This is a genomic window from Methanobrevibacter arboriphilus (assembly GCF_019669925.1).
Classification (GTDB): domain Archaea; phylum Methanobacteriota; class Methanobacteria; order Methanobacteriales; family Methanobacteriaceae; genus Methanobinarius; species Methanobinarius arboriphilus_A.
In genome coordinates this window covers 761,155-787,224 of record NZ_AP019779.1, presented here as the reverse complement: position 1 = coordinate 787,224, position 26,070 = coordinate 761,155, and the positions used below count along the sequence as shown (strand labels likewise).

Here is a 26,070-nt window from a genome sequence, read left to right as displayed (position 1 = left end):
ATTTAATTTTTATTATATTTTTCAATATTTTTTTTATTATAAATGGTTATTTTGCATTGTTTAATAGAAACTATTTTTAACAGAAATAAATAAAAAATTATATTAAATGCTTTAGATAATATATAATTAGTTGTGAATATTTTAGTTAATTATCTATTTTTAACTAAATATTAGTTGAGTTATCTACTTATTATAATTGATTAAGCATTTTTTTATTTAACTAAGGTTTATTCAAATTTGTGTTAGTTAATTCAATAAATTATTAAATTAGCTATACTATTTAAATAGCTATTTTTCATATTATACAAATTAAAATTTGAATTATTTATGTTATTTATCATTTTAGGCTAAATTTTCATTTTTATTTTCATTTTTTAACAGGTGATTAGATGATTATGGTACAAGGAGAAGTTAGTGGAAAAGTATATACTGAACCTTTTTCAAAAGGTGTTCTTTCAAGATCACTTACAAGGGCAGAAATGGGTCCCAATAAAGCTTATGCTTTTGCTTCTTGTATAGAGGCTAAATTAAAAGATAAAAACTTGAGTTTAATCACTATTGATGAATTAGTTGAGCTTATTGTCGATGATTTAAGGGATGAAGACCCAGAGATAGCTGAAAAATATATTGCTTGGAGACAAATAAAAAAAGGGACTGAACCTTTAATTATATTAATTGGTGGTGCTTCTGGTGTTGGAACTTCTTCAATAGCTTTTGAAATAGCTAATCGTTTAGGCATTAGAAATATGATAAGTACTGATATGATTCGTGAAGTTATGCGTAAAATTGTATCTAAGGAGTTAATTCCTGTTATACACGAATCAAGCTTTACAGCATACAAAGGAATGAGAGTTCCTCCTCCTCCTGAGTTTGATGATGTTTTAGCTGGTTTTAGAGATCATGTAGATACTGTGAGTGTTGGGATTGATGCAGTTATCGAAAGATCTTTAAAAGAAGGGATAAGTATTGTTATTGAAGGGGTCCATGTAGTTCCAGGATTTATTAAACAAGAATTAATGGAAAAAAATAATGTTGTAATGTTTGTATTGACTTTACAAGATAAAGAAATACATAAAGGTAGGTTTTACTCAAGATGTAGACAAATGTGGGCTAGAAGGCCTCTTCAAAGATATTTAGATAATTTTTATGCAATTAGAAAAACTCATAAATATTTTGAATCACAAGCAAGTAAATTCGATGTTCCTGCTATTGAAAATATTGATGTTGTAACTACTATAGATTCAATAATAAAACATATAACTGAAACTTATGGAGGTATAAATGATGTTAAAAAATAAGAAAGTAAGTGAGGTAATGACTAAAAATGTTTTTACTACGAATCCCGATGAAGATGTTGTATTTGCATTTGAAAAATTAATGAAAAATAAGGTCAGTGCTCTTCCAGTTTTAGATGAAGATGGAAAGATGATTGGGATTGTAACAGCTTCGGATTTAGGGTATAATTTGATATTAGATAATTATAAGTTAGGAACAAAAGTTTCAAGTGTAATGGTCAAAAATGTAACTTCAGTAAGTCCTGAAGAATCTTTATATGATGCTATTTGTACTATGGAAGAGAATGCTCCTGGTGGTAGCATTGTAAACCAGCTTCCTGTTTTAGAAAACGGCACTCTTGTTGGTATAATATCTGATGGAGATATTATAAAGGCTCTTAAATAATTATGTTATTGATCTTTAGGAGCTTATATTATTATATATAATTAAATAATTGAATTATATAATTGTAATATTATTACATTATTTCAGATTATTATTACTTTTCATTTATTATTTTTTCATATTACTTTTTTATTATTACTTTTTCATTACTTTGTTCTTTTCTTATCTAATTATTTTTCATTGTTTAATCTATTTTTGTTTATATTTTGATATTTAAGAATAAATGCATTTTTTATCAGTATTTTGTTTTTAGTTTAAAAGATATTTTTAATTTTTTAGCTACTTATATGACTTTTAAATATTTTTAAATATTTTTAATCATTTTTAAATATATTTGAGTATTTTTTTAATAGAATTTTGATATTATTTATAAATTTATAACTAATTTAAAAACATTTATATAACATTAAAAACAATATCTTTATTGGCTAGACTGGAGGGTTAGGGGTCCTCTGTAAGCACACACCCCCTTAGGTGCAGTTGAAGTTCAGAAGGCGGCTTTTGGATTTAATAACAGCCTTGAAAATTGATATAGAAACCTCGTCCTACAGGATCATTGGTCATAAGGTCTTAACTGGAGGGTTAAGATTAATTATGTTTTTTGTGGGAACGTGTCAGGCCTGGAAAGGAGCAGCTCTACCATAAACACTTGATGCTTGTAGATTAGCGGGGCGGAGTTGATTTTTGAGAGTACTGTTATTATTGATACTAGTCCACTTCTGAACATGCCGCTTATTATTATAATTTCAAGTATTATAATTAAGTTATAAATTGAATATTGTAATTAAATAATTAAACTAATTATTTTGAAATATTATTAAAATAGATTTTTAGAGTTTTTCAGCTTTTCAGCTAAATTAATAGAGATACTATTATGATGTTTTAATATAAATTATAGTCTTTTTATTATTATGTAAATGAAATAGCATAAGGTTTATAAGTAAAATCATACAAATACAAGATAGCTGTTTTAAATAGCATAAATCATAAAGTAAAATAGTAGATTACTAAAGATAAAATAAAAAATAATAAAGCTGTTTTAATTATTTAGTAAATATTTTAAAAATCATATGTCGGGGTGGCCCAGCCTGGTACGGCGTTGGACTGCTAATCCAATGATCCCTTGGATCTCGCGGGTTCAAATCCCGTCCCCGGCGTTTTTCTTTTTTTGAATTGATAAATTATGCATTGTTACATTTTATCGAGAGGTTCTTTGTGGTCGTATTCTTCTCCATATGGGCATGCATGTGCTATTACTAGTTGAACTATATCTATTTTTTCTGTTAGTTTATCTTGAACTTTGTGTATTATTTCATGGGATTTGTTCAATGATAAATCAGATTTAACTTCAACGTGTAATGTTAATGTTGCATATGAACCAAAATAATTCACTCTTATACTGTGAACTCCATAAACTCCATCTATAGAATTAGAAACTTCTTTAATTTCATCAATCAATTCTTTTGATGGCAATTTTCCCATTATGTTATTTATATTGTCTTTTCCAACTTCAAAAGCAGCTTTCAATACAAATAATCCTATAATTAATCCTACTAGTGGATCTAAAAAAGTATAACCAAACTGTGATAATATAACACTGATTAAAATAGCTATACATGATAATATATCCATTTGTTGATGTTTACCATCAGCCACTATTGCAGGACTATTTATTCTTTTTCCAACGTTTATAATATATCTACTCATAAATATATTAATTATTATTCCTGCTAATGCCATTATTCCTGCTAAATATGTTGGTGAGGAGATATTACTTCCGAAAAATAATTTTTCAATTGCTAAACTTATTATTTCATAAGCTATTAATGTTAAGAATATAACTATAACTAGACCTGCTATTGATTCAGCTCTTCCATGTCCTAATGGATGTTCATCATCAGGAGGTTTTTGACCTATCTTAAAACCAACATAAGCTATAACTGAGGTAGCTATGTCTGATAGTGTATGCGCTCCCTCAGCTACAAGAGCAAAACTACCTGAAATTATTCCAATGGTTATATTAAAAATCGTTAAAAATATGTTTCCAGCTATTCCTATTGTAGCTGCTTTTTTTCCTTCTTTATTTCGTTTAGAATATTCTATTTAAACACAACCCTTGGTTTGCTTTTTAAAATGTATATGTACTATTATTGTTAATATTTTTTTTATTATTATTAGTCTTATTATTCTTATTAGTATTATTCCTATTATTATTATTATTATTATTATTATTTTAATTTCTAATTATTATTTTAATATTTTTTATTATTATTTTAATACTATATATTATTTTAGTATTTTTATTATTTTAATACTTTTATTGTTGTAATATTTTTGTTATTGTTGTAATGTTTTTGTTATTATTTTAATATTATTCTTCATGGTTTTATTATTTAATTTTCTCTAATCTATTCATAGCTTCTTCAATGTTTTCATAAGAGTTTGCATATGACATTCTTACATTACAATCGCATGTTTGACCAAATCCACTTCCTGGAACAGTGATAACACCAACATCTAATGCTTTTTTAACATAATCTTTAGCATTTTCTACTTGGGGAAATGCATAAAATGCTCCTTCTAAAGGAGTACATTTTAGATTTAAATCATCTAAACGTTTTGAAATTAAATTTTTTCGTCTTTTAAACTCTTTAACCATAGTTTTAACATATCCTTGAGGTCCTCTTAAGGCTTCATATCCAGCTATTTGTGAAATTGAAGGAGCACAAGCTGTATTATATTGATGTACTTTAAGTAGCTCTTCAATTATTTCTTCTTCTCCAGCTAAATAACCTATTCTAAGACCAGTCATTGCATAAGTTTTAGAAAAACCATTAATAATAATAGCATTATCCGTAAATTGTTTAGGAGAGTAATGTTTTTTATCATATATTATTTTTTCATAAATTTCATCACTAATTATGATAAAATCATGATCAGTAGCTAAATCAGCAATAGTTTTAATGTCTTTTTTATCCATAACTGCTCCTGTTGGATTTGAAGGAGAATTCATTATGAATGCTTTAGTTTTTGATGATATTTTTTCTTCTACATCTTCAAACTTAATTTTATAATTATTACTAATTTTTGCTTCAACAGGAATAGCTGTGGCTTCAGAAATATCTACACAGGCTTTATATGATAAAAAACCAGGGTCTGGAATTAATATTTCATCTCCTTTTTCAAAAAATCCTTGTGCACACATATATAATGCTTCACTCGCCCCTACAGTAACTAATATAGAATTAGGGTCTATATTTACTTTATTATCAATTTTAAGTTTTTTTGATATTTCTTCTCTTAATTCTAAAAAACCTTTATTATGTGTATAGTGAGTAAAACCTTCATCAAGTGCATCATTAATAGCTATTTTAACATTTTCAGGAATATCAAAATCAGGTTCCCCTATCCCTAAACTAATGGCATTTTCATCACACACTTCGAACATTTTTCTTATTTGGGATAATTCAATTGATTTTAGTCTTTCAGCTGGTTTAACCATAGTTATCACTATTTTCTGTATTTCCTTAGATTTTTTGATTTTTAATTAGTTATTTAATTAAGTATTAAGTTTTTGATATAATTTTCAATTATATCTCAATTATATCTCAATTATATCTCAATTATATCTCGATTATAATTTAACTATAATTCAATTATATTTCAGTTATTTTTTTATTTATAATTTTAATTATTTTTTTACTTATATGAAAAATATATGCTATAATATGATACTTTATAGAATATTTTATTAGTAGAATGTTTTATTAATATCTATATTTTATAAAATATGAGTATCTATTTACAAATACCACATTTATAACATGATGCTCTTTGACACCATTCAGTATTTTCATAGTTAAATATTTTCTTTCTTTCTTCTTTTAGAAAGTTTTCATTTAATCCAATATCTATATTTTCCCAAGGAAGTTTAGTTTCTGACCCTAACACTCCAGATAATATATTACTATTATTACTAGTAATATTATCTTTATTACTATTTTTAATATAATATCCTTTGCTATGTTTTTCCCATTCTTTGACAGGAATTTTTAAATCAAGAGACTTTTCTAGAATATTTCCTACTTCTTTTCCTTTACAAGATAAAACATATTGTATTAATCCCATTTTTGGACTATAAAATTTAACATCAATCCCTTTTAATTCTTTTTTAAGATATTTCATCTTAGATTTAATATCTTTTAAATCATATCCTTCCCATTGCATTGGAGTATGAGGTTTAGGGATTAGAGGATTAATACTAAATCTTATAGAATTTTTGTCTTTTAAAGAATGTATTTTTTTAATATATAATGCTAATTCTTCAATATCTTCTTTTGTTTCATTAATTAGTCCTATTAAAAAATATAATTTTAAATTAAGCCCTAACTCAGTAGCTTTTTTAATAATTTCAAATATTTTCTCATCAGGTATATTTTTATTAATAGATTTTCTAAGAGGATAAATAGATTCTGGAGCTATTGTAATTGTTTTAGCACCACTTTTTTTCAAAGAATTAAGAGATTTTGTAGTTATGGATTCAATTCTCATAGAAGGTGTTGAAATTTGAAATCCTTTATCTAATAATCCTTTTATCAATTCATCGATTTTTGAACAGTCAGAAACAGCTGCTCCAATTAATGAAACTTTTTTCAAACCTGTATTAGCTCTAGCTTTTTCTGCAACATCGAATAGCTTTTGAAGCTTTGTTTCTCGTAGTGGACGATATAAGTATCCTGACATACAAAATCTACATCCTCGTGTACATCCTCTTGATACATTAAGAAGTATTGAATTACCAAAAACTGGTAAAGAATCTTCATCTTCTTTTTTTTCAGCTTTTGCGATTATTGGATTGGTTACATGGTAAGCATGATCCATATCTTTTACAATGATTCTTTTTACTTTATTATTTACTGAAGGAAGATATATTCCTTTTAAAGATAAAAAGGATTCTAATTGTTTAATTGGATATTTTAACTTTTTATATAAATCTAAAAAGTCATTTAATATAGGTTCAAACTCTCCAATAATGAATATATCAATAAAATCAGAAATAGGCATTGGATTAGAAGTTGCACAGGGTCCCCCAGCTATAATTAATGGATAGTCAGATTTTTTTTTATCAAAATCATTTTTTACTTTTCTATCCTTTCTTCTTATAGGGATTTCAGCTTTTTTAAGCATTTCTAACATATTAAAATAATCTTGTTCATATTGAAGTGAAAAGCTAATTATATCAAAGTCTTTAAGATGGCTGTTAGATTCAATACTCCTTGTATCTGGATAAACAACTCTTTCACACCAGCTATCTTTTCTCTCATTTATCATTCCATATATTATTTGATATCCTAAAGAGGACATTGCTGTTTTATATAAATTTGGATAAACTGATGCAAATCTAATATCAACCTTCAAAGGTCTTTTCATAATTACATTTTTTTCATATATCATTATTTCTCTATTTTAATACTTTGATAATTATTATTAGTTGTTTTTGCTTATTCTTGATTGTTTTTGTTTATTTTATATTAAACTTGTTTTAATTTTATAATTCTATATTAATTTAATTTTTCAATGATTTATAGTTTTAATATTATAGTTTTAATATTTTTTAAATATTCATTATTTTATTATCATCATTGTATTATAATATCATTATTATTTACATTAAAATTATCCTTACTTCATCAATATTATCATTATTAATATTATTATAATTGTTTTATTATTGTTATTAATATAATAATTATTACAATTATTACAATTATTACAATTATTACAGTTGTTATTGATATTATTAATATTATTGCTATAATTACTGATTATATTATTATAAATTTATAGATATTATCAATATTATAGTATTATTACAATTATTATTTTCATTGATATTTTTAATAAAATTAATATGGATTAATTAAATTGTATAAAATTATAGTAAAAATATAATAAAAATATAGTAAAAATTTTGACTAAATAAGATTTATATTTTCTTTTCTTAAAACAAATGAATTTTTGAATAATATATTAATTTTTAACTAAATTGTTGTTTTTAACATATTATTCTCTTATTTTTGATTAAAATACTTTATTATAAATGCTTAAATTATAATTAGCTTTATATTAACCTATATTTACTTTGACTAGGTTAATTTTCATGTAAAAACTAAGCATGACTTAACATACTACCTTAAATGCTTATGCATAATATGAATAAATTATAACTGTATTCTAGCTATTCCCTCAATTTATAGTAATTATTAATAAATTAGCTCATTTTATTCTTTATTCTTATTTTAGAAACGTTTATAAGGGATTGGTATAATATACTAATTATCCATTATACAAATTGTTAATTTGAAAAGTGAGGTCAAAATGACAATGATGATAATGAGATAATTCGAGGTGGAAAAATTTCGTTAAAGAAAAAAGCATTACTTATGGTAATGTTATCTCTGTTCTTTTTATCTATAGGGGTAACATTTGCAAGTGATGTAAATTATAATGAAAATGTTAATTTTGAAGATAAAAATATTTTAAATAACGTTAATAATGAAATATATGACGAATTAGATGCATCAAATGTATTAAATTCAGATGATCAGCTAAATTCAGATGCTAATAGTTCTGTTGATCCTAGTAATACTTCTAATGATAATCTACTAAATACTAATAATTCTAATACTTTAAGTTCAAATACTAATGTTTCTAGTGATGGTATATTAAATACTAATACTTCTAATCTTAATACTTCTAATACAACTTCTTCTAATGTGAATTCTTCTAATATCAATTCTAATAATTTAAGCTCAAATAACACTGCTAATCAACATGAATCAATAAAATCAGACACTGAAAAGAAATTTGCTGCTGGTGGGGATGAAAGACCAAGTAAACTCACCCAAAGCCAGATATTAAATGCAGCTAGTTCAGTCTATAAATATATTAAAAAATACAAAAAATTACCAAACTATGTTACTATAGCAGGATATAAATTTTCAATGCCAGAATTTTTGTATTTAATAAGTGTAACAACTTATTACAAACATGATGGTAAAAATTCTCAAGTTACTGTGAAGTATGGGATTTCAAACCCATCAAAACCAACTGGAGTTACTATTAAAGGAAAATTAGTTAAATCTCAGTATTATACATATTCAAAAAACCTTATTAAGTTTATGGAAAAGTATAATAAAGCACCTAACTATCTATCAACTAAACTAGGAAAGATGCAATATCAAACAGTAATATATCAGTTTTCAAAGCTACTTAATTGGAGTAACTCTCATAACTCTAAATTTCCAAAGTATTTATCATTAAACATAGGTAAAAAGAACTCAATAAACAAATATATTCCTAAATATTCTAGAGCTAGTTCATCATCACCAACTACAGATTCAAGTAAAGAAAAAGTTCCTTCTAGTATTTTAAACAGTAAATATAATGGAGAATCATTAACTAAATACTTAAATCCTAGTAAAAATTGTCAATCTACAAATGCAAAAATACAATCATTAGCTACAAGTATAACAAAAGGATACACTACACAATTGTCTAAAGCAAAAGCTATATTCAACTGGGTACGAGATAAAGTATCTTATAGTTTTTACTATAACACAAAAAAAGGAGCTACTGGAACACTTAGTTCTAAAAGTGGTAATTGTGTTGATAAAACACATTTACTTATTGCATTACTAAGATCTTCTGGAATAGCAGCTAGATATGCTAATGGTCAAGCTCAGTTTACTAGTGGAAACACTTATGGACATGTTTGGGCTCAAGTTCTTATTGGAGATACTTGGGTAGTTGCGGATACAACAAGTTCAAGAAATAGTTTTGGTGTTGTAAATAATTGGAAACCTAGTAGTGCTAAGATTTATGGTTACTATTCTTCAATAAGTTTCTAATTTGGATAATTTAAGTATTATTCATTGATTAAGGTTTATTCTTTGAATTAAAGATTTCCTTAATCTCATATTTTATTTTTTATTTTTTAAATTTTTCTTATTTTTTAAACTTTTTTAAATTTCTTAATTTTAATTCTTATTTTCTATTTGAAGCTTTTTCCAAAATTTGTTTTTAGTATAATAATCTTATTGTTCTTAACCATTTTATTATATCAATAAATATATATGTATAAAAATAGAATATTTAATGTAAACTAATTATTTTCAGATTTATTATCAACAAAGTCTATTAAGGATTGAAATGAGAATAGAAAAACAATATAAGAAGGTAGCTGTTGGTGGAACTTTTGATAGGTTTCATAATGGTCATAGGAAGCTGTTAGAGGAAGCTTTTTTACATGGTGAATTAGTAGTTATCGGAGTTACTTCTAATGCATTTGGGGGTAAAAAAGGAAATATTGATTCTTGTGATAAAAGAATGGGTAATTTGAATGATTTTTTATCTTCAAAGCATAATAATTTTCAAATTGCTAAATTGGATGATTCTTATGGGTCTACTATTTATGAAGATGATTTTGATGCTATTGTTGTAAGTGAAGAAACTGAGCCTACTGCCATTGAAATTAATGAAATTCGTAAAAGTAAGGGAATGAAAGCTCTTGATATTATTGTAATTAGTTTTGTTTATGCTGAAGATGGGATTCCTATTTCTTCTACTAGAATTCGCAAAGGAGAAATAGATACTAAAGGCCATTTATTAATATGACTTTTTTATTATATTTCCAATAAAATTTCATCTCTTCCTTTTTCTATTAGCTGCTTTAAACTATTATTTATTGAATTTGAAATATTAAAGATATAATTTCCTGTTAATATAACAATGACTAATATTAATCCAATTAATAATATTATTTCAACACTTCCTTGTCCTTCTTCCTCTTTATAAATCTTATTTTTTATTTTCATTAAATTCTTCTTTTTAAGTTGCATTCATAGCATTTCTAAGATCTTCAAAGTCATTGCTGGCATTTAAATTTGTTTGTGCATTTGAAAAATAGTTTTTATATATCATTAATGCAGCTATTGCTATTACAATCACTCCTCCAAACAATAATATATATTCAGCAGCTCCTTGCCCATTAGTTTCTTTTTTAAGATTTTTTAATTCAATTTTTAGAAATTCAGTTTTTGCAATATTGATTTTTTGAAGTTTTTGTTTTATATTATTTATTCTATTTTTATTTATTTTACTTTCATTTACATTATTTTCATTTGTTCTATTTTCATTTATTTTACTTTCATTTACTTTATTTTCAGTTATCTTATTTTTAAAAATTTTCATATTATTTTTTCTCCATAAGTTATTACTCTATTGTTTCTATTTTCAACTATTTAATATTAACTATTTTAAAAAAAGTATTACAAATTATTTGTTGTTATTATTAAATTCTATGATATTAAACATCATATTTATAAAGAGAAGAAACTATAAATAATATATTATAGATGAGGATTAAAATTATCATGATTATATGAAATTTATGTTACTAAATTAGAATTTTTATCTCTTATTAAAATTCCTTATTAAAATAAGTTCATTAGAATAACTTCTTAAAATAGCTTCTTAAAGATATTAAAATAAATAAAAAAGAATTTTCTTGTATGGTGATTTAATGGCAAATATAGTCAAAATATTTGGAGGATTAGTTTTAGTAGCTGCAGGGATAATTATCATTTATGAAAGCTATGTTTTTCATCTTATAGACATTTTTACTATTTTTGGTATAATTTTATTTATTATAGGAACATATTTACTAATATTATCTTTTTTTGAAAGAGGAAACGTTTCTAAATTGAAGGATTTTCAAAAAAATTTAAATAATGAATCTAAAGGATTAAAATTAGATGGAAATCTTAAAAATAAGAATAATATTAAGAGTAAGAATAACTCTCTTAATAAAAATATTAAAAAAACTGGTTTATCTGATAGTTTAGGGAATAGCTTAACTAATAATAAATTGGGATCTATTGATACTAATAAAATAAAAGATAAAGTTAAAAACACTTCAAAAAGGAAAAATTCAAAATCTGTATTAAAACCAATAAATCCTAAATCAAACGAAAATAACAAAAAGTTAAGATTTACTCCTAACTATGAAAAACCCATGAAAGTAACTAGAAGACCACAAAAAAAGAACAAAAAAGTTTTAATGAACGATAAAAATAATCATATACAACCTGATAATGAAAATTTGAATACTGATGGGATGAAAAAATCTGATGCAATTGTAAAGGCACTTGCAAGTGATGATTTTATAAGACCTGTTCATAATGAATCAAGTTATACTAATTTAGATGATAATATTAATAATGATAATATTAATAAAATTAAGGATAATATTAATGAAATTGAGGATAATTTTAATATAAATGATAATGATATTAATAAAATTCCTTTTGAAGATGATAAAAATTCTTCCAAATTTTTAAGAAGTTATGTTATTTGTTCTAAGGGAGCCATGAATTCTAAAGATGCATTCGAGGAATTAGCTAAACATGCTAAAAAAGAAATTTCCTTAAAAATAGATTCCATAAATGATATTGATGATGATAAATTTTTATCAAAACTTTCATCTTTAGATGTAAGAATCATAATTAAGGAATTTGATATTAAGAATATGTCTCATGTTCTTTTAATTACTTCTCTTCTTGAACAAGGAGTTGAAATAAAGACTTTACCTTCAATAGATACAATTAACTTAGTAGCTGATGAATCAAATGCATTAATTATTTATAATAATGATTCTAAAAATGATTTAGATGTTGGTGCTGTTTACAATGACTTAAAATCTATTTCTAATATTAAATCAATGTTTGATAAATCATGGAAGATAGCTGATGATTTAAAAATATAACTAGGTTAATATTTATTATAGAATAATATTATAGATACATATTTATTATAGATTGATATTTATTATACTTTATATTTTTATATTTTATATGCTAATATTTATTATAGGTTGATAGTTATTAGCTAATATTTAGAAATAAGGTATTTTATTATAAGAAGTGGTGAAATGGTAGAAATTACTTGGTTAGGGCACTCTGCCTTTGAAATAATCTCAGATAAAGGACTTAAGATTTTAATAGATCCTTTTATAAGCAATAATCCTTCATGTAATATTCCTGTTGAGGAAATTGAAGCAGATTTAATTTTGGTAACTCATGGACATGCTGATCATTTTGGAGATGCTATGGAAATAGCTAATAGAACTGGTGCAAAGATTATTGGAAACCATGAGGTTTCTTTATTTTTATCAAAGCAAGGATTAGAGTCTGTGGGAATGAATATGGGTGGATCAATTTATATACAAGATATAAAAATTACTATGCTTGATGCAAAACATTCTTCAACTTTAGATTTCTTAGAAGAAATCATTCCTGGTGGATGCCCAACTAGTTTTCTTATAACTTCTGAAGAAGGAACTAAAATATTTCATGCTGGAGATACTGGTCTATTTGGTGATATGGAAAAGGTGATTGGAGATATTTACAAACCAGATATCGCTTTATTGCCAATTGGGGATAAATTCACTATGGGTCCATTTGAAGCATCTATAGCTACAAAATGGATTTCTCCTAATGTAGTTATTCCAATGCATTATAATACTTTCCCAATAATTGAACAAAATACAGCTATATTTTCTAATTTTGTGATGCAAATGACTCCTGAAATACAAGTTGTTATTCTAAATCCAGGAGAAACTTTTAAATCTCAAAAAATATAGTTTATTATATAAGTATTACATGTTATAAATTGCATAATAATATAATCTTAATAATGGAGTTTTCAATTGTATTAATAATTAGGATAATAATTACTATAATAATAATTAAATATAATACTAATAATTATAATACTAATATTTATAATACTAATAATTATAATATTAACAATTATTTTAGTAATAATTATTTTTGAATAATATTTAAAATAATATTAATATAACATATTCGATATAAAACATACTTTATAAACATATTTGATATAAATATATTTAATATAAATATTAATATAATCATTAGAGTTTTTAATTCATTATTTATTCTGAGTGATAAAATGGGTTTATTTGATTTTATAAAAAATTTATTTAAAAGAAATAAAAAAGTCAGTATAGGACTTTATGGACATCCCAATTCTGGTAAAACAACTTTAGCTAATCAAATAGCTAAAGATTGGATGGGAAAAGATATTGGTTCAGCTTCTAATATTCCACATGAAACTAGGACTGTTTTAAAACAAGAAAAAGTAGTAATTAAAGATGGGGAAAATGAATTAGATTTTGATATTATTGATACTCCTGGGATAGCTACTAAAATTGATTATCAAAACTTTTTAGAGTTTGGATTAGAAGAGGATGAGGCGAAAAACAGAGCTAAAGAAGCAACTAAGGGAATTATTGAAGCAATTAAATGGTTAGATGATGTTACAGGGGTTCTTCTTGTTGTTGATGCTACTTCTGATCCCCTAACACAAACTAATATAACTATAATTGGTAATTTAGAAGCAAGGAATATCCCTTTCATTGTGGTAGCTAATAAAATTGATATTGAAAATTCTAATCCTGATAAAATAGTTTCAGTTTTCCCACAGCACACTGTTGTTCCTATTTCTGCTTTGAATGGCGAAAAAATAGAAGAACTTTATAAAGCAATGTTTGATAAGTTTAATTAGGAGAGTGTATAAAATGGAAGGACTAAAAATGGATTTCATATCCTCCGAAGCTCTTGAAAATGTCACAAGCATGGAAAAAATTTACATGATTATTGATAAGGTTAAGAATGGCGCTGTTGTTGTTATGGAAGGTGGACTAACTCCTTCAGAAAGAGCAGAGCTTATTGAAACTACTATGAGAGAAATTGATATTGAAAATTTTGTTGGTATTGATGTCCATACATTAGAAAAAGATTCTGCTTCATTTTTTGGTTTATCAAAGAAGAGAACTGTTGTTATTACAATTATTGGCCCTGCTAATGTTATGAAAACGGTTAAAAAACAATCTAATCTTTTATCTATGGTTGCTGATCTTAATAATTAAATTTTTATCAATATAATATCTTTATAATATCCTTTATATTATTTTTATATAATTTTTATAGGATTTATCTGTTTTATTATTAGTATTAAGTTTAATTTATTAAGTTGATTATTTTTTTATTATTTATTTTTTTATTAATGGTGATTTATTTGAATATATGTAGTAAGTGTGGAACAGAATTAGAAGGTGATGATTTATTAGAGGGATGTCCGAATTGTGGGAGTAAACTTTTCAAATTTGTTAATACTAAGGCTATTGAAGAGAAAAAACGTAGAGAGAAAGAAGAAAAAGAAAATCCATCATCTGAAGATCTATCCTCTGAAGAAAAATTAAGTATTAATAAAAATTCTGTTGAGAGCATAAAAGTAGAAGATAAAGGTGTTTATGAAGTAAATCTTCAACATATTTTAGAAGGAGAAACTGATGTTTATTCTGATAAAGAAGGAAATTATGCTATAAATATAAACTCTCTTTTAAAAAAAAGTAGAAAGGAAGATAAAAAGGATTAGCTCTTCTATTTTTAATAATTTTACTATTTTTCAATTTTTAATAATTTTAACTTTGTTTTTTTGGACTATTAAAAAGATTATTTCCATGAGAATCCATAGCTACGATAAGAGGTCCAAAATTTTCAACTTCTAATTCCCAAATGGCTTCTGGCATTCCTAAATCAAGCCAATGAACATTATCTATATTTTTTATTGAATCAACATAAAGAGCAGCACAACCTCCAACTGCAACAAGATAAATTGCACCTTCATTTTCTAAAGCCTCTTTAACAGTATTGTCCATTCCTCCTTTTCCAATTATAACTTTTGATCCCATTTCGATTACTTCTTTTTCATAAGGATTCATTCTCATACTTGTTGTTGGTCCAATAGCTACTATCTCAAATCCAGATGTTTCATCTCCTGTAATGATTGGTCCAGCATGGAATATGGCAGATCCTTCAATATCACAAGGTATTTTATCTTTTCCTTCTTCTATCATTCTTTTATGAGCTTGATCTCGAGCTGTAATGATTTTTCCGCTAATAGTAACAATATCTCCAGCTTTTAAATTTTTTATATCATTGAAACTCACAGGAGCAATTAATTTTTTCAAAAAACCACCTAAAAATTTATTAAAAATATTTTTCCAAATGCTTTATTAATATAATTATATTCTAAAATTATATTTTTCATTGTTTAATCTTGATTTATAATTAGATTTCAAATTAAGATTCTATTTAAATTCTTATCTACTTAATTTTCAATAATTAATTTATATTTTAATTATCCACTCATATTTTCTTTATTATTTATTATATATTAATTTTTATATTGAAATTAGATAATATATTTAATAACTATAATATCTAAATATTAATATCTAAATATTAATATAATTTTAGAATATAATTATATTATAAAAATACATTTTTTGTAAAACTATATTTTTAATAATAATTATTCAATAAACAGTATTAAATTTATTTAAGATATTATCTAATTTAAGATTTATTCAATATTTTATTTAATTTATTCAATATTACAAATAAAAATCATTATATAAATAAGATTGATTTTTAATTATATTATATGGTTATTTTTAAATAAAATTATTATATATTATTATATTAATATTAATAATCAAAACAATATTATATTAAAATAATTTTATATCATAATAAGTTATATTAGATAGATTATATTAGAATAATATTATATTAGATAGATTTATATTAGAATAGGTTAATTTGAATAAATTGATTAGTATTAATTAGAAAAATATTAGAAAACTAAATATTTAGCATTGTCTATAAATTGTTTTTATTTGAAGCAGAGTTAGGTGTTAATTAATGTCAAGTATGAGTAATGTAGCAGGTTTATCAAAATATATTAGAACATTCCCTAGCACTAAAATATCAATCTTTTCCATGATATTTATTAGTTTTATATCTGGAGTATTGATTTTTTTTATTGATCCTTCTATGAATTTAACTGTTCTTGAAAAAATATTTTATGGTGGTGCATTTGGCTTTGGAGCTTTTGGTATTAGTTCTATTATTGGGGGAGCTTTAAGTCAACAGCTAATAACTTCAATGAAAGGTATTAATTTAAAAACAAAACATTCAATGCTTTTAGCTCTTATGTCTATGGTTTTAGTAGTTTTAATTGCTATTATAGGAACTATAATATCTTCAATATTTAATATAGAACTATTAACTAACGCTGTTTTGTTTGGTTGTGTCCTTGTTTTTGCTTTTTTAATTTTTGTTTTTTGGAGTACCTCATCTATAGGACTCTTTAAATCAGCAATTGTAGCTTGTTTACAGCCTTTATTAATCTTAGCTATGTTGGTTGTAGTGCTTTTTCTTGGAAGTGCAGATAAAGTATTTGAGTTTGGATTTTTATCATTATTTGTAAAGGTTATTGTTGCTAATATAATCTTTTTACTAGCTATATACTCATTTGTAGCAGTAATTGAGTCTCCTATGAGAAAAAATTTAGGTATTGGTCTTTTAGATTTTGTTAGTCTATTTATATCTCATCTTAGTGATGGTAGTGGTTCTCTTGAAAAGATATTTGAAGATATTGGAGAACCAATTGATACATTGGTTGGTATTGTTAGTTTTAGAAGAAAGATTAAAAATCCTCCTGATAAAAACGAATCTGTTGAAGAAATTAACTACTCAGAAACTAATATAAAATCTCTTTTTATTAGTCCTTGTGTTCATCCAGGTCCTATTGGAAGTATTGGTGGTTCTAATATGCCTACAATCCTTGCAGATAGATTTGAAAATTTTACTATGGTTGCTCATGGCCCTTCTACTCATGATTTCAACCCTGTTTCTCAAAAAGAGATTAATAAAATTGAAGATACGGTTAAAAATGCTTTAAAAGATATTAATTATGGCGATAAGGCTAGTAAATTTTTAAGGTATTGTGAAGTAAATGCTAAGGTTGGAATTCAATTTTTTAATGATAGTATGGTTATGTTAAGTACCTTTGCTCCTTTTGGTAGTGATGATATTGAGTTTGGCGTAGGTTTATCTATGATGAGTCAAAGTAAGAAACATTGTAATGTTAAAAACAGTGTTATAGTAGATTGTCATAATTCTTTTAATGAAGAAAAAGGCAGAGTACTTCCAGGAAATCCTGAAGTATTTCACCTTTTAGATGCTATTGATAAAATTAAATGTCATTCTACTGAAAAAGGGATTAAAATAGGCTGTGCAGAGGATTTAATGGAAGACTTAGATAAAAACAATGGTGTTGGTGAGAGTGGTCTTAAATTAATGGTTATAGAAGCTCAAGACCAAAAAATGGCTTATATTCTTTTAGATTCAAACAATATGGAGATAGGTTTTAGAGAAGAAATCATTAAAGCTATTAAATCTGATGATGAATTGCCTATAGATGAAGTTGAGGTTATGACAACAGATACTCATTTCGTAAATACTTTATCTAATGGATATAACCCAGTAGGTCTTACTAAAAGAGAAGAAATAATTAATTACATTAAAACTAGTATTAAAGATGCTATTAATGATTTAGAACCTGTGGAAGTGGGTTGTTCTGTTGAAAGAATTGTTGGGCTTAATACCTTTGGACCTAATAACTCTATAGAATTAGTTTCAACAATTAGTTCGATTGTAGCTGTTAGTAAAATAATGGCTCCTATTATATTTATCTTAGCAATATTGTTTGTCTTTGTATGGATTTTTTATTTGCCAGGAATATAAGTTCAAAATATAAAAACTTTAATTTTATTATAAAAAAGTATAAAAATAATATAAAAAATAATAATATAAAATTTAAAAGTTAATAATAAAAAAAAATGAATTTAAGAAAATTCAAATAATTATTTGGAAATTTAATTAATAATTAGATTAATTAATATTTGGAAAAATAAATAATATTTAGAAGAATTTAAGTAATTTAATAAAAAATAATTTTAGAAAATTACGGGTGCATAATTTATTATAAGAGTCCAAACTACAAACCATGCAAATGCAAATGGAACAATTCCATCCCATAACCATTTTGTGAATCCTTCTTGTTTTCCAAATAATCTATCGCATAGTTGACCCATTGCATAAAGTACAATAATTCCAATTACACCTGCTATAAGGTCGTTTTGACCAATTCCTGGTACCATTCCTAAACTTATTAAGGAAGTTATGTAACCTGTAATTATAGCAGCTACAATATGTATTGAGGTGATTTTAACACCAGTATCTATCTCCATTAAGTTTCCTCCATAAATAAAGATTATAATAAGTTAAATTTATTATTAAATAAAGTATTATCATCAATAAGTTATTATCAATTTAATATTTATTAATTTAATATATTTAGTATTTAATATATTTAGTGGTTTAATTATTTTATTGATTTATTTTATAAATTAATTAATATATGATTATCATATATTAAATATGTAGCTTATAAATATAACTGTGTTTTAAAAGATTTCTTAAAAACTCATCAAGATTAATATAATTTACTTATTTTTTTACTTTGTTTAAAAAAACTAAATTTAATTATTTTATTAGAAATTTATTTTTAATAATTACTTTATTGAAGTCTTTTATTAATAAGTATTTTATTAGAAATATATTAACTGATAATTATTTTTTTATTAATATAAATTGACAACATTAATTTATTTGATTACTTAAATTAGTATATAACTAATTTATTATATATTTATAATTTATAAAATTTAAAATATCATGATTAACTTTATAATATGAATTAAAAGGGTTTTACCAATGAAAACAATGTCAAATGTGGATATTAATGCTATATGTTATGAATTAAATGAAATTTTAGAAGGTGCAAGAGTAGATAAATCCTTTCAACCTACTAAAGATACTGTTATTATGAGATTTCATGTAAGAGGTACTGGAAGAGTTGATGTTGTATTTCAAGCAGGTGTAAGGATTCATACTACTAGATATCCTTTAGATAATCCAAAAATCCCTCCTTCATTCCCAATGGTTCTTAGAAAACACTTGAAAGGAGCTAATATTGTTTCTATTAAACAGCATAATTTTGATCGTGTTGTTGAAATAAAAATCAAAAAAGAAAAAACTTACACTCTTGTGATTGAGTTGTTTTCTAAAGGTAATATAATCCTTTTAGATGAAGCGGGTAATATTGTTATTCCTTTGAAAAGAAAGCAATGGAGTGATAGAGATATTAGTTCTAAAAAAGAATATAAATATCCTCCAAAAAGAGGTATAAATCCTCTTGAACTTCAAAAAAAGGATTTAATCCAATTATTTAATGATTCTAATACAGATTTAATAAGAACATTAGCTCGAAGTGGTTTAGGAGGAGTATATTCTGAAGAAATTGTTTTAAGATCAGGTATAGATAAAAAGACTATATCTTCTAATTTAGGAGATGAAGAAATTAATAAGATTTATGAAACAATTTTAGATATATTTAATCCTTTAAAAAATCATAAGATTAATCCAAACATTGTTATAAGAAATGATAATGTTTCAGATAGCTCTAAAGATTTAAATAAAATAAATAAACCAAAAGAAGATGTTTTACCTTTAAATCTTCAACTTTATGAAGATAATAATGAATATAAAAGAGAATATTTTGACACTTTCAATGAAGCTGCTGATGAATTTTTTTCAAAAAGAATCAAAGATGAAATTAAAGGTGTTCAAGAAGATATATGGGATAAAAAAGTTGGAAAATATGAAAAAAGGCTTAAAATACAAAATGAAACATTAAATGGATTTAAAAATACTATAAAAGTTTCTAAACAAAAGGGGGATCTTTTATATGCAAATTATTCTCAAATTGAAAATCTTTTAAATGTTATTCAAAATGCAAGATCTAAAGAATATCCTTGGAAACAGATATCTAAAACATTAAAGGATGCTAAAAAATCGGGGATGGATGAAGCTCAGATTGTAGATTCTATGGATAAGTTAGGTAATTTAGTTCTCGATATTGATGGTGAAAAAATTTCTATTGATTCTAAGATTCCTATTCCTGAAAATGCTGAAATGTATTATGAAAAAGCTAAAAAAGCTAAAAGAAAGATTGAAGGTGCTTTAATAGCTATTGAAAATACTGAAAAGCAACTAAAAAAAATGGAGGATAAGAGAGATATAGCTATGGATAATATTATGGTTCCACAAAAGAGAGTTAAAAAGGAGCTTACTTGGTATGAAAAATTGAGATGGTTTGTTACTTCTGACAATTTTCTTGTTATTGGTGGTCGTGATGCAAATACTAATGAGGCGGTTGTTAAGAAATACTTAGATAATAATGATATATATCTTCATTCTGATATACATGGAGCATCTTCAGTAGTAATAAAAACTGAAGGTAATAAAGTAAATGACAATACCCTTAAAGAATCTGCAATTTTCGCAGCTTCATTTTCAAGTGCATGGTCAAAAAATTATGGAACTCAGGATGTATATTGGGTTAATCCGGATCAAGTTTCAAAAACTCCAGAGTCTGGTGAGTTTGTAGCTAAAGGTTCATTTATAATTCGAGGAAATAGGAATCATATTCGTGGATTGAATTTAAAAATTGCAGTAGGTATTGTTGATTATGAAGGAAAAAGAATCATGGCAGGTCCAGTTGATGCAGTGAGTTCTCATACAGATAATTATGTTATTATAAAACCCGGCTATACAAAAAAAGAGGCTATAGCTAAAAAAATTTTGCATAAGATTAATGAAGATAACATAATCAGTTTAGATGATGTTGTGAGAGTTTTACCATCTGGTAAATGTGATATTGTTGATTCCTAGATAATTTATCACTATACTTATTTTTATTAATATCTTTTATTATATTATTTTATTCTATCATTTTATTATTACCTTTTATTATCCTTTTATTATCATTTTATTATCATTTTATTATTACCTTTTATTATCATTTTATTCCATCATTATATTATTATCATTTTATTAATAACATGATTTTATTTATATTTTATATATAATTAAATACAAATTATTACATAGTTACTTATATTTTTAATAAGCTACTATAAAAATAAGTTTATATAAAAATAAATTATTACATAAAATAAACTATTACATAAAATAAATTATTATGAAATATTATAATTTACATAATAATTCATAATAATTATATTAATAAATATACATAATAATTATATAATAATTGCATTTATGGGGTGTAATTATATCAAAAAAGAACGATGATGATGGTATATATAAGGGTAAAAAAGGAAGTAGAAGTGTCCTTCCTGGTTTATTGGTAATAATTGTTATATTGGTTGTAGGAATTACTTCTTTATCTATATTAGCGCCAGATGTATTTGAGCCAATTACTGAAACGTTTTCAAACAATAGTAATGATAATTCAACTACATCGAAAAATATAACTGCTGAAAATAATTCAACTACTAAAAATAATTCTGATATAAAAATTGAACCAAAAGAAGGTTATTCTAAAATAACTATCAACGGACTTCAAGGTTTTATTAAATCAGATTATGATGATTTTGTCATTATTAATAATAAAACAGAATATGATAGTATTGAAGGCTATTTGAATTTAACAGCTAATAAATCAGTCGATTTTGTGGATTATGATAACTTTTCACAACTTTTTGCAAGAAATAGTTCATTTTCTATTGTTGTAACTAATGATTCTAATGTTGAAAATCCTTTAAACCGTATCAATTATGAGTATGCTAATGATAATGTTGTTAATGATACAAATATAATGTTACTTGGTAAAAATCTAAGAATAGTTCAGTATGATAATTATTCTACTCAGAATTTCACTGGTCAGATGATATGGTCTTATTTTACTATCAATGATAAAGATGTTGCTATTGGGTGGAAAGGAGATAATTTAGATATTTATGTAATTGAAAGTTTTATTAAGTTAAATTGAAAATTTCTATTTCTTATTTCATAAGTAAGATATTAATTTAAAAGAAATTTATTTAAGAATTATAGAAAAATATACTTAAAAAAATTTTTATAAATATATTTATAAAAATTATTAATATTATTAATATATTCATAAAAGTATAAATGCATTTATTAAAAGTTTTTTATTTAATTAATATCTTTCTTTATTTGTCATTAATTATCATTTAATATTGTTTCACTTAATGTTTAATTCTAATATTATTTTATTCAAAAAAAACTTGTATCAAAAATATTTCATAGTATTAAAAGGTTTTTATAAAAAATTTCTATAAACATTTATATACTATTATAAGATTAAATAATACTACTTTATTAATTTAATTTAAAATTTAGATAGCTTAAATTTAATGTTGAATATAAGTTTTATATTTTATATTAAATGTAAATATTCTAAGCTTGAAATAAATTTTAGAATATAAAAAAATACAAAACAAAAGATCGAATTTAAAATCTAATAGTTTAAAATCTAATAGTTTAAAATTTAATACTTTAAGATTTATAGATTATGATATAATATTGAATATGATATATTATTTATTATATTATTATAATAAAATATATTATTTATAATATATTTCTAGATTAGAATAAGGGTGATATTATGGCTGATATTACAGAAGCTGCAGAAAAAAAATTGAAATCAAGAATCCGAAAATTTAAAAAGGTTGCAAAAGATGAAAATGAAAAAGAAAAGTTTTTCGATCAATTGGGAGCATCCGTAGAAATATTTTTACCTACAAAAGATCCAGAGAAACAAGGAGATAGTATAATATTTTATACTACTGCTGAAGGTAAAATAATCGATGCAGAATATTCTTATAATGAAGGAGAAGAGAATTTCACTTCTTTACCTATTCTTGACAAAGATTTAAATGTTCTAACTGAAATATTCAAAGCTAATTTTAAGTTAGATTAATATTTTTATTAATATTTCTAATTTAAATTAGATATAACATCTTATAAATCTTTAAAAAAATTATTTAATATTATTTTTAAAATATTATTTTTAATCTTTAATTATATTTCTTTTTTTACTTAATATTGATTCTATATTTTTTATTTTTACTTTTTGAAAGGAATAATTTGGCATGACCCTTTAATTATTTATTATTTTATTTATTATTTTAATATTTTATTAATTATTTTAGTATTTTTGTAAAAAATATATATAATATGTTAAATAAATATATTATTAGAAAAAAAATATGTAATAATTCTGTTGATTGCTTATGAGAAAATTTGAGAAATTAGCTTCCCTAAATCGATATATGCCTCTTAGAAAGAAGGGTGCTGAAGATAGTAATATTGGACTTCTAGTTGATGGTCCAAATATACTTAGAAAAGAATTTGATTTAGATTTAAAAGTTATAAAAAATTTGTTAGATGTTTCTGGTGATTTGAGAATAGCTAAAGTTCTTTTTAATCAATACGCCTCAGATAAGCTTATCGAGGCTGTTGTAAATCAAGGATTTACTCCTTTAGTCGTTGCTGGGGATACTGATGTTCATATGGCTGTTGAAGCTATGGAATTAATTTATAATCCTAACATCGATATAATAGCATTAATGACTAGGGATGCAGACTTCCTACCTATTATAAATAAAGCTAAAGAGAATGGTAAAGAGACTATAGTTATTGGGGTTGATTATGGTTTTTCAATTGCTTTAAAAAATTCTTGTGATAAATGTATTATTCTTTCAACAGAAGGAGAGGTTTTAGAAAGCTAATCTAAAGAATGTTTGAATGAGTTGATAATATCATTTGAATATTTTGACTTTTAATTTTTCAAATTTCTAAAAAGAGTTTAAAAATAGTTTAAAATAGAGTCTAAAAAAGGTCTATAAAAAAGATTTTATAAATTTTATTAGTTATTTTTGCAAAATATGTTTAAAACTTCTATAAAGCTTATTTCAAGCTATTTAAACTTTATTTTAAATAAACTAAAAATTTTATATTTCAATATCTTTTTATTAGAATTTTTAATTATTTTTATTTTATAATTTATTATTATTTTGTTATTATTTAGTTAATAATGTTGTTTGGTTAATATTATTTAGTTAGTATTATTGTTTGATTAATATTGTTATTTGGTTATTATTATTATTATTATTATTTTGTTATTGTTATTTTGTTAATATTATTATTTGGTGATTATATGTTAATTAAAAATTCATTAGATGAGATGAAGAAAAGGGAGATTTCTCTTAAAGTGATTAAATCAATAATTGATAAAAAGGGTAAAAACTCATTATGTGATTTAACTGGTTTGTCTGGAGGATTTTTAGCTAAACAAAATGATTTAAATCTTTTAGAAACATATATTGGTCCTGCAATTTTCGAAGAAGAATTACAAATTGTTGGTAAAGAACACCTTGGTGGTGAAAAAATATTTGCAGCCAATAGAACTAGTTCTGGAATTTTAGCTACTATATTGGCTATTGTTAAGAAAAATACCAGTGTAATACATTTTTTACCAGAATTTCCTTCTCACCCATCTATTCCTCGTAGTTGTAAACTTGTAGGTGCTAAATATTTAGAATTTGATAATGTGGATGATTTTAAAAATAATTTTTTAGAAGATACTTCTTTAGTTATAATTACAGGATCAACTATGGATCATAAAATATTAGAAATAGATGATTTTAAAGATATTATAGGTATTGCTAAGAATAATAATATTCCTGTATTGGTTGATGATGCTTCTGGTGCTAGGCTTAGAACAGCTATCTATTTTCAAGATAAAGCCACTGATTTAGGGGCTGATTTAGTTGTTACAAGTACAGATAAACTTATGATGGGTCCTAGAGGAGGTTTAATGGCTGGAAAATCTGAATTAATAGATAAAATAAAGACTAAAGCTCATCAATTTGGATTAGAAGCTCAACCTCCAAGTATTTTGGCTATGGTTAAAGGTCTTGAAGAATATGATGAAAATAATCTGAGAAAATCTTTATCTAAAAAGGAAAAATTAGTCATTTTGGTTGATAGTAGTTTTTCTATGTTTGAGGAAACTCCCACTGGAATTATGGTTTCTGAAAAATCTCTTGAAAAAGAAGTACTACTTAATAATGAAATAAATCCAAATATTTCATCTAAGGATCTATGTTTTTTATGGGCTATGATTCTTCTAAAAGAGGAGAATATAATTACAATTCCTGCAGTTTCTATGCCTGGAGCTTCACCAACAATTAGATTTGACTTAGCAGCTAATGATGCTAAAAATTTAGATATAAATCTCCTTTTTGATAAAATAAACAGTTCTTTCAAGACTTTATTAACTGCCTCTAAAGATGAAAGTTTGGCTAGAAAAGTTTTATTTAATATAGAATAGTTATGGAATAATTTGAAGTATATAGAATTAAAGTATAATAGATAATAGTTAAATAAAAAAAATAAACCATTATTTAATAAATAATAATTAATAAAAAAATAACAA

22 protein-coding genes, 1 tRNA gene and 1 other RNA gene are annotated in these 26,070 nt (G+C 24.1%); 17 read left to right on the top strand and 7 right to left on the bottom strand.

All coding sequences use genetic code 11. The features are described from left to right. Positions 1 to 389 precede the first annotated feature (389 nt). From MarbSA_RS03475 to MarbSA_RS03460, 4 genes are all read left to right on the top strand, one after another. Complete coding sequence (locus tag MarbSA_RS03475) at positions 390 to 1,298, top strand: 2-phosphoglycerate kinase (protein WP_042701654.1); 909 nt, start codon at positions 390 to 392, stop codon at positions 1,296 to 1,298. Next, a complete protein-coding gene (locus MarbSA_RS03470; RefSeq protein WP_042704384.1) occupies positions 1,285 to 1,680 on the top strand; it encodes a CBS domain-containing protein in 396 nt (131 codons plus the stop codon). Before MarbSA_RS03475 ends, MarbSA_RS03470 begins: the two co-directional genes overlap by 14 nt. A 421-nt stretch (positions 1,681 to 2,101) precedes the next feature. Then, an RNA gene (gene ffs, locus MarbSA_RS03465) (signal recognition particle sRNA) lies at positions 2,102 to 2,415 on the top strand. Positions 2,416 to 2,752: 337 nt separating this feature from the next. Then, a tRNA-Ser gene (locus MarbSA_RS03460) sits at positions 2,753 to 2,837 on the top strand. A gap of 34 nt (positions 2,838 to 2,871) precedes the next feature. Here the strand turns inward: MarbSA_RS03460 and MarbSA_RS03455 are convergent. From MarbSA_RS03455 to MarbSA_RS03445, 3 genes are all read right to left on the bottom strand, one after another. Next, positions 2,872 to 3,783 carry a cation diffusion facilitator family transporter gene (locus MarbSA_RS03455; RefSeq protein ID WP_042701652.1) on the bottom strand — a complete coding sequence of 304 codons (912 nt, stop codon included), beginning with the start codon at positions 3,781 to 3,783 and terminating at the stop codon, positions 2,872 to 2,874. A 286-nt stretch (positions 3,784 to 4,069) separates the two neighbouring features. Further along, positions 4,070 to 5,182, bottom strand: a complete 1,113-nt coding sequence (locus MarbSA_RS03450) for a pyridoxal phosphate-dependent aminotransferase (protein ID WP_221061855.1) — start codon at positions 5,180 to 5,182, stop codon at positions 4,070 to 4,072. 296 nt (positions 5,183 to 5,478) lie between these two features. Then, entirely contained in the window at positions 5,479 to 7,134 is a 1,656-nt protein-coding gene (locus tag MarbSA_RS03445; RefSeq protein WP_221061854.1) for a radical SAM protein, read from the bottom strand. 989 nt (positions 7,135 to 8,123) lie between these two features. Between MarbSA_RS03445 and MarbSA_RS03440 the strand changes: the two genes are divergently transcribed. Further along, positions 8,124 to 9,590, top strand: a complete 1,467-nt coding sequence (locus tag MarbSA_RS03440) for a transglutaminase-like domain-containing protein (RefSeq protein ID WP_221061853.1) — start codon at positions 8,124 to 8,126, stop codon at positions 9,588 to 9,590. A gap of 301 nt (positions 9,591 to 9,891) precedes the next feature. Further along, a complete protein-coding gene (locus MarbSA_RS03435) occupies positions 9,892 to 10,356 on the top strand; it encodes a phosphopantetheine adenylyltransferase (protein WP_054835237.1) in 465 nt (154 codons plus the stop codon). 8 nt (positions 10,357 to 10,364) lie between these two features. Here the strand turns inward: MarbSA_RS03435 and MarbSA_RS03430 are convergent, their stop codons facing one another. Together MarbSA_RS03430 and MarbSA_RS10315 are read right to left on the bottom strand one after the other, a co-directional pair. Further along, a complete protein-coding gene (locus MarbSA_RS03430; protein ID WP_054835238.1) occupies positions 10,365 to 10,556 on the bottom strand; it encodes a class III signal peptide-containing protein in 192 nt (63 codons plus the stop codon). Between the two features lie 13 nt (positions 10,557 to 10,569). Next, positions 10,570 to 10,761 carry a class III signal peptide-containing protein gene (locus tag MarbSA_RS10315; RefSeq protein ID WP_394325776.1) on the bottom strand — a complete coding sequence of 64 codons (192 nt, stop codon included), beginning with the start codon at positions 10,759 to 10,761 and terminating at the stop codon, positions 10,570 to 10,572. Positions 10,762 to 11,263: 502 nt separating this feature from the next. Here MarbSA_RS10315 and MarbSA_RS03420 point away from each other — a divergent pair. The 5 genes from MarbSA_RS03420 to MarbSA_RS03400 all read left to right on the top strand — a co-directional run bounded on the left by MarbSA_RS03420 (position 11,264) and on the right by MarbSA_RS03400 (position 15,201). Continuing rightward, the gene (locus MarbSA_RS03420; RefSeq protein WP_221061851.1) at positions 11,264 to 12,505 is read left to right on the top strand and encodes a hypothetical protein; all 1,242 of its coding nucleotides are present in this window, start codon (positions 11,264 to 11,266) and stop codon (positions 12,503 to 12,505) included. 165 nt (positions 12,506 to 12,670) lie between these two features. Beyond that, positions 12,671 to 13,381 carry a metal-dependent hydrolase gene (locus tag MarbSA_RS03415; protein WP_221061850.1) on the top strand — a complete coding sequence of 237 codons (711 nt, stop codon included), beginning with the start codon at positions 12,671 to 12,673 and terminating at the stop codon, positions 13,379 to 13,381. Positions 13,382 to 13,713: 332 nt separating this feature from the next. Further along, a complete protein-coding gene (locus MarbSA_RS03410) occupies positions 13,714 to 14,328 on the top strand; it encodes a divisome-positioning GTPase DipA (protein ID WP_042701634.1) in 615 nt (204 codons plus the stop codon). A gap of 13 nt (positions 14,329 to 14,341) precedes the next feature. Continuing rightward, entirely contained in the window at positions 14,342 to 14,692 is a 351-nt protein-coding gene (locus MarbSA_RS03405; protein ID WP_042701630.1) for a divisome-positioning protein B, read from the top strand. Between the two features lie 149 nt (positions 14,693 to 14,841). Then, positions 14,842 to 15,201 (top strand): OapC/ArvC family zinc-ribbon domain-containing protein, encoded by a 360-nt coding sequence (locus MarbSA_RS03400; protein WP_042701627.1) that lies wholly within the window; start codon positions 14,842 to 14,844, stop codon positions 15,199 to 15,201. Between the two features lie 46 nt (positions 15,202 to 15,247). Here the strand turns inward: MarbSA_RS03400 and MarbSA_RS03395 are convergent, their stop codons facing one another. Beyond that, positions 15,248 to 15,796 carry a FumA C-terminus/TtdB family hydratase beta subunit gene (locus tag MarbSA_RS03395; protein ID WP_221061849.1) on the bottom strand — a complete coding sequence of 183 codons (549 nt, stop codon included), beginning with the start codon at positions 15,794 to 15,796 and terminating at the stop codon, positions 15,248 to 15,250. A 736-nt stretch (positions 15,797 to 16,532) separates the two neighbouring features. On the opposite strand from MarbSA_RS03395, the gene MarbSA_RS03390 reads away from it, so the two are divergent. Continuing rightward, positions 16,533 to 18,419, top strand: a complete 1,887-nt coding sequence (locus tag MarbSA_RS03390) for a DUF2070 family protein (RefSeq protein WP_221061848.1) — start codon at positions 16,533 to 16,535, stop codon at positions 18,417 to 18,419. Between the two features lie 212 nt (positions 18,420 to 18,631). On the opposite strand, the gene MarbSA_RS03385 is transcribed toward MarbSA_RS03390, so the two are convergent. Beyond that, positions 18,632 to 18,925 (bottom strand): EMC6-like membrane protein, encoded by a 294-nt coding sequence (locus tag MarbSA_RS03385; protein WP_052332057.1) that lies wholly within the window; start codon positions 18,923 to 18,925, stop codon positions 18,632 to 18,634. A gap of 526 nt (positions 18,926 to 19,451) precedes the next feature. Between MarbSA_RS03385 and rqcH the strand changes: the two genes are divergently transcribed. The 5 genes from rqcH to MarbSA_RS03360 all read left to right on the top strand — a co-directional run bounded on the left by rqcH (position 19,452) and on the right by MarbSA_RS03360 (position 25,965). After that, entirely contained in the window at positions 19,452 to 21,470 is a 2,019-nt protein-coding gene (rqcH, locus tag MarbSA_RS03380) for a ribosome rescue protein RqcH (protein ID WP_221061847.1), read from the top strand. Positions 21,471 to 21,852: 382 nt separating this feature from the next. Beyond that, on the top strand, positions 21,853 to 22,593 hold the full coding sequence (locus MarbSA_RS03375) for a hypothetical protein (protein WP_042701615.1): 741 nt from the start codon (positions 21,853 to 21,855) through the stop codon (positions 22,591 to 22,593). A 642-nt stretch (positions 22,594 to 23,235) separates the two neighbouring features. After that, entirely contained in the window at positions 23,236 to 23,550 is a 315-nt protein-coding gene (locus MarbSA_RS03370) for a hypothetical protein (protein WP_042701612.1), read from the top strand. A gap of 313 nt (positions 23,551 to 23,863) precedes the next feature. Continuing rightward, positions 23,864 to 24,361 (top strand): TIGR00288 family NYN domain-containing protein, encoded by a 498-nt coding sequence (locus MarbSA_RS03365; RefSeq protein WP_042701610.1) that lies wholly within the window; start codon positions 23,864 to 23,866, stop codon positions 24,359 to 24,361. A 428-nt stretch (positions 24,362 to 24,789) separates the two neighbouring features. Next, positions 24,790 to 25,965: a TIGR03576 family pyridoxal phosphate-dependent enzyme gene (locus tag MarbSA_RS03360; RefSeq protein WP_221061846.1), complete on the top strand. Its 1,176-nt coding sequence runs from the start codon at positions 24,790 to 24,792 to the stop codon at positions 25,963 to 25,965. The last annotated feature ends 105 nt before the right edge of the window (positions 25,966 to 26,070 follow it).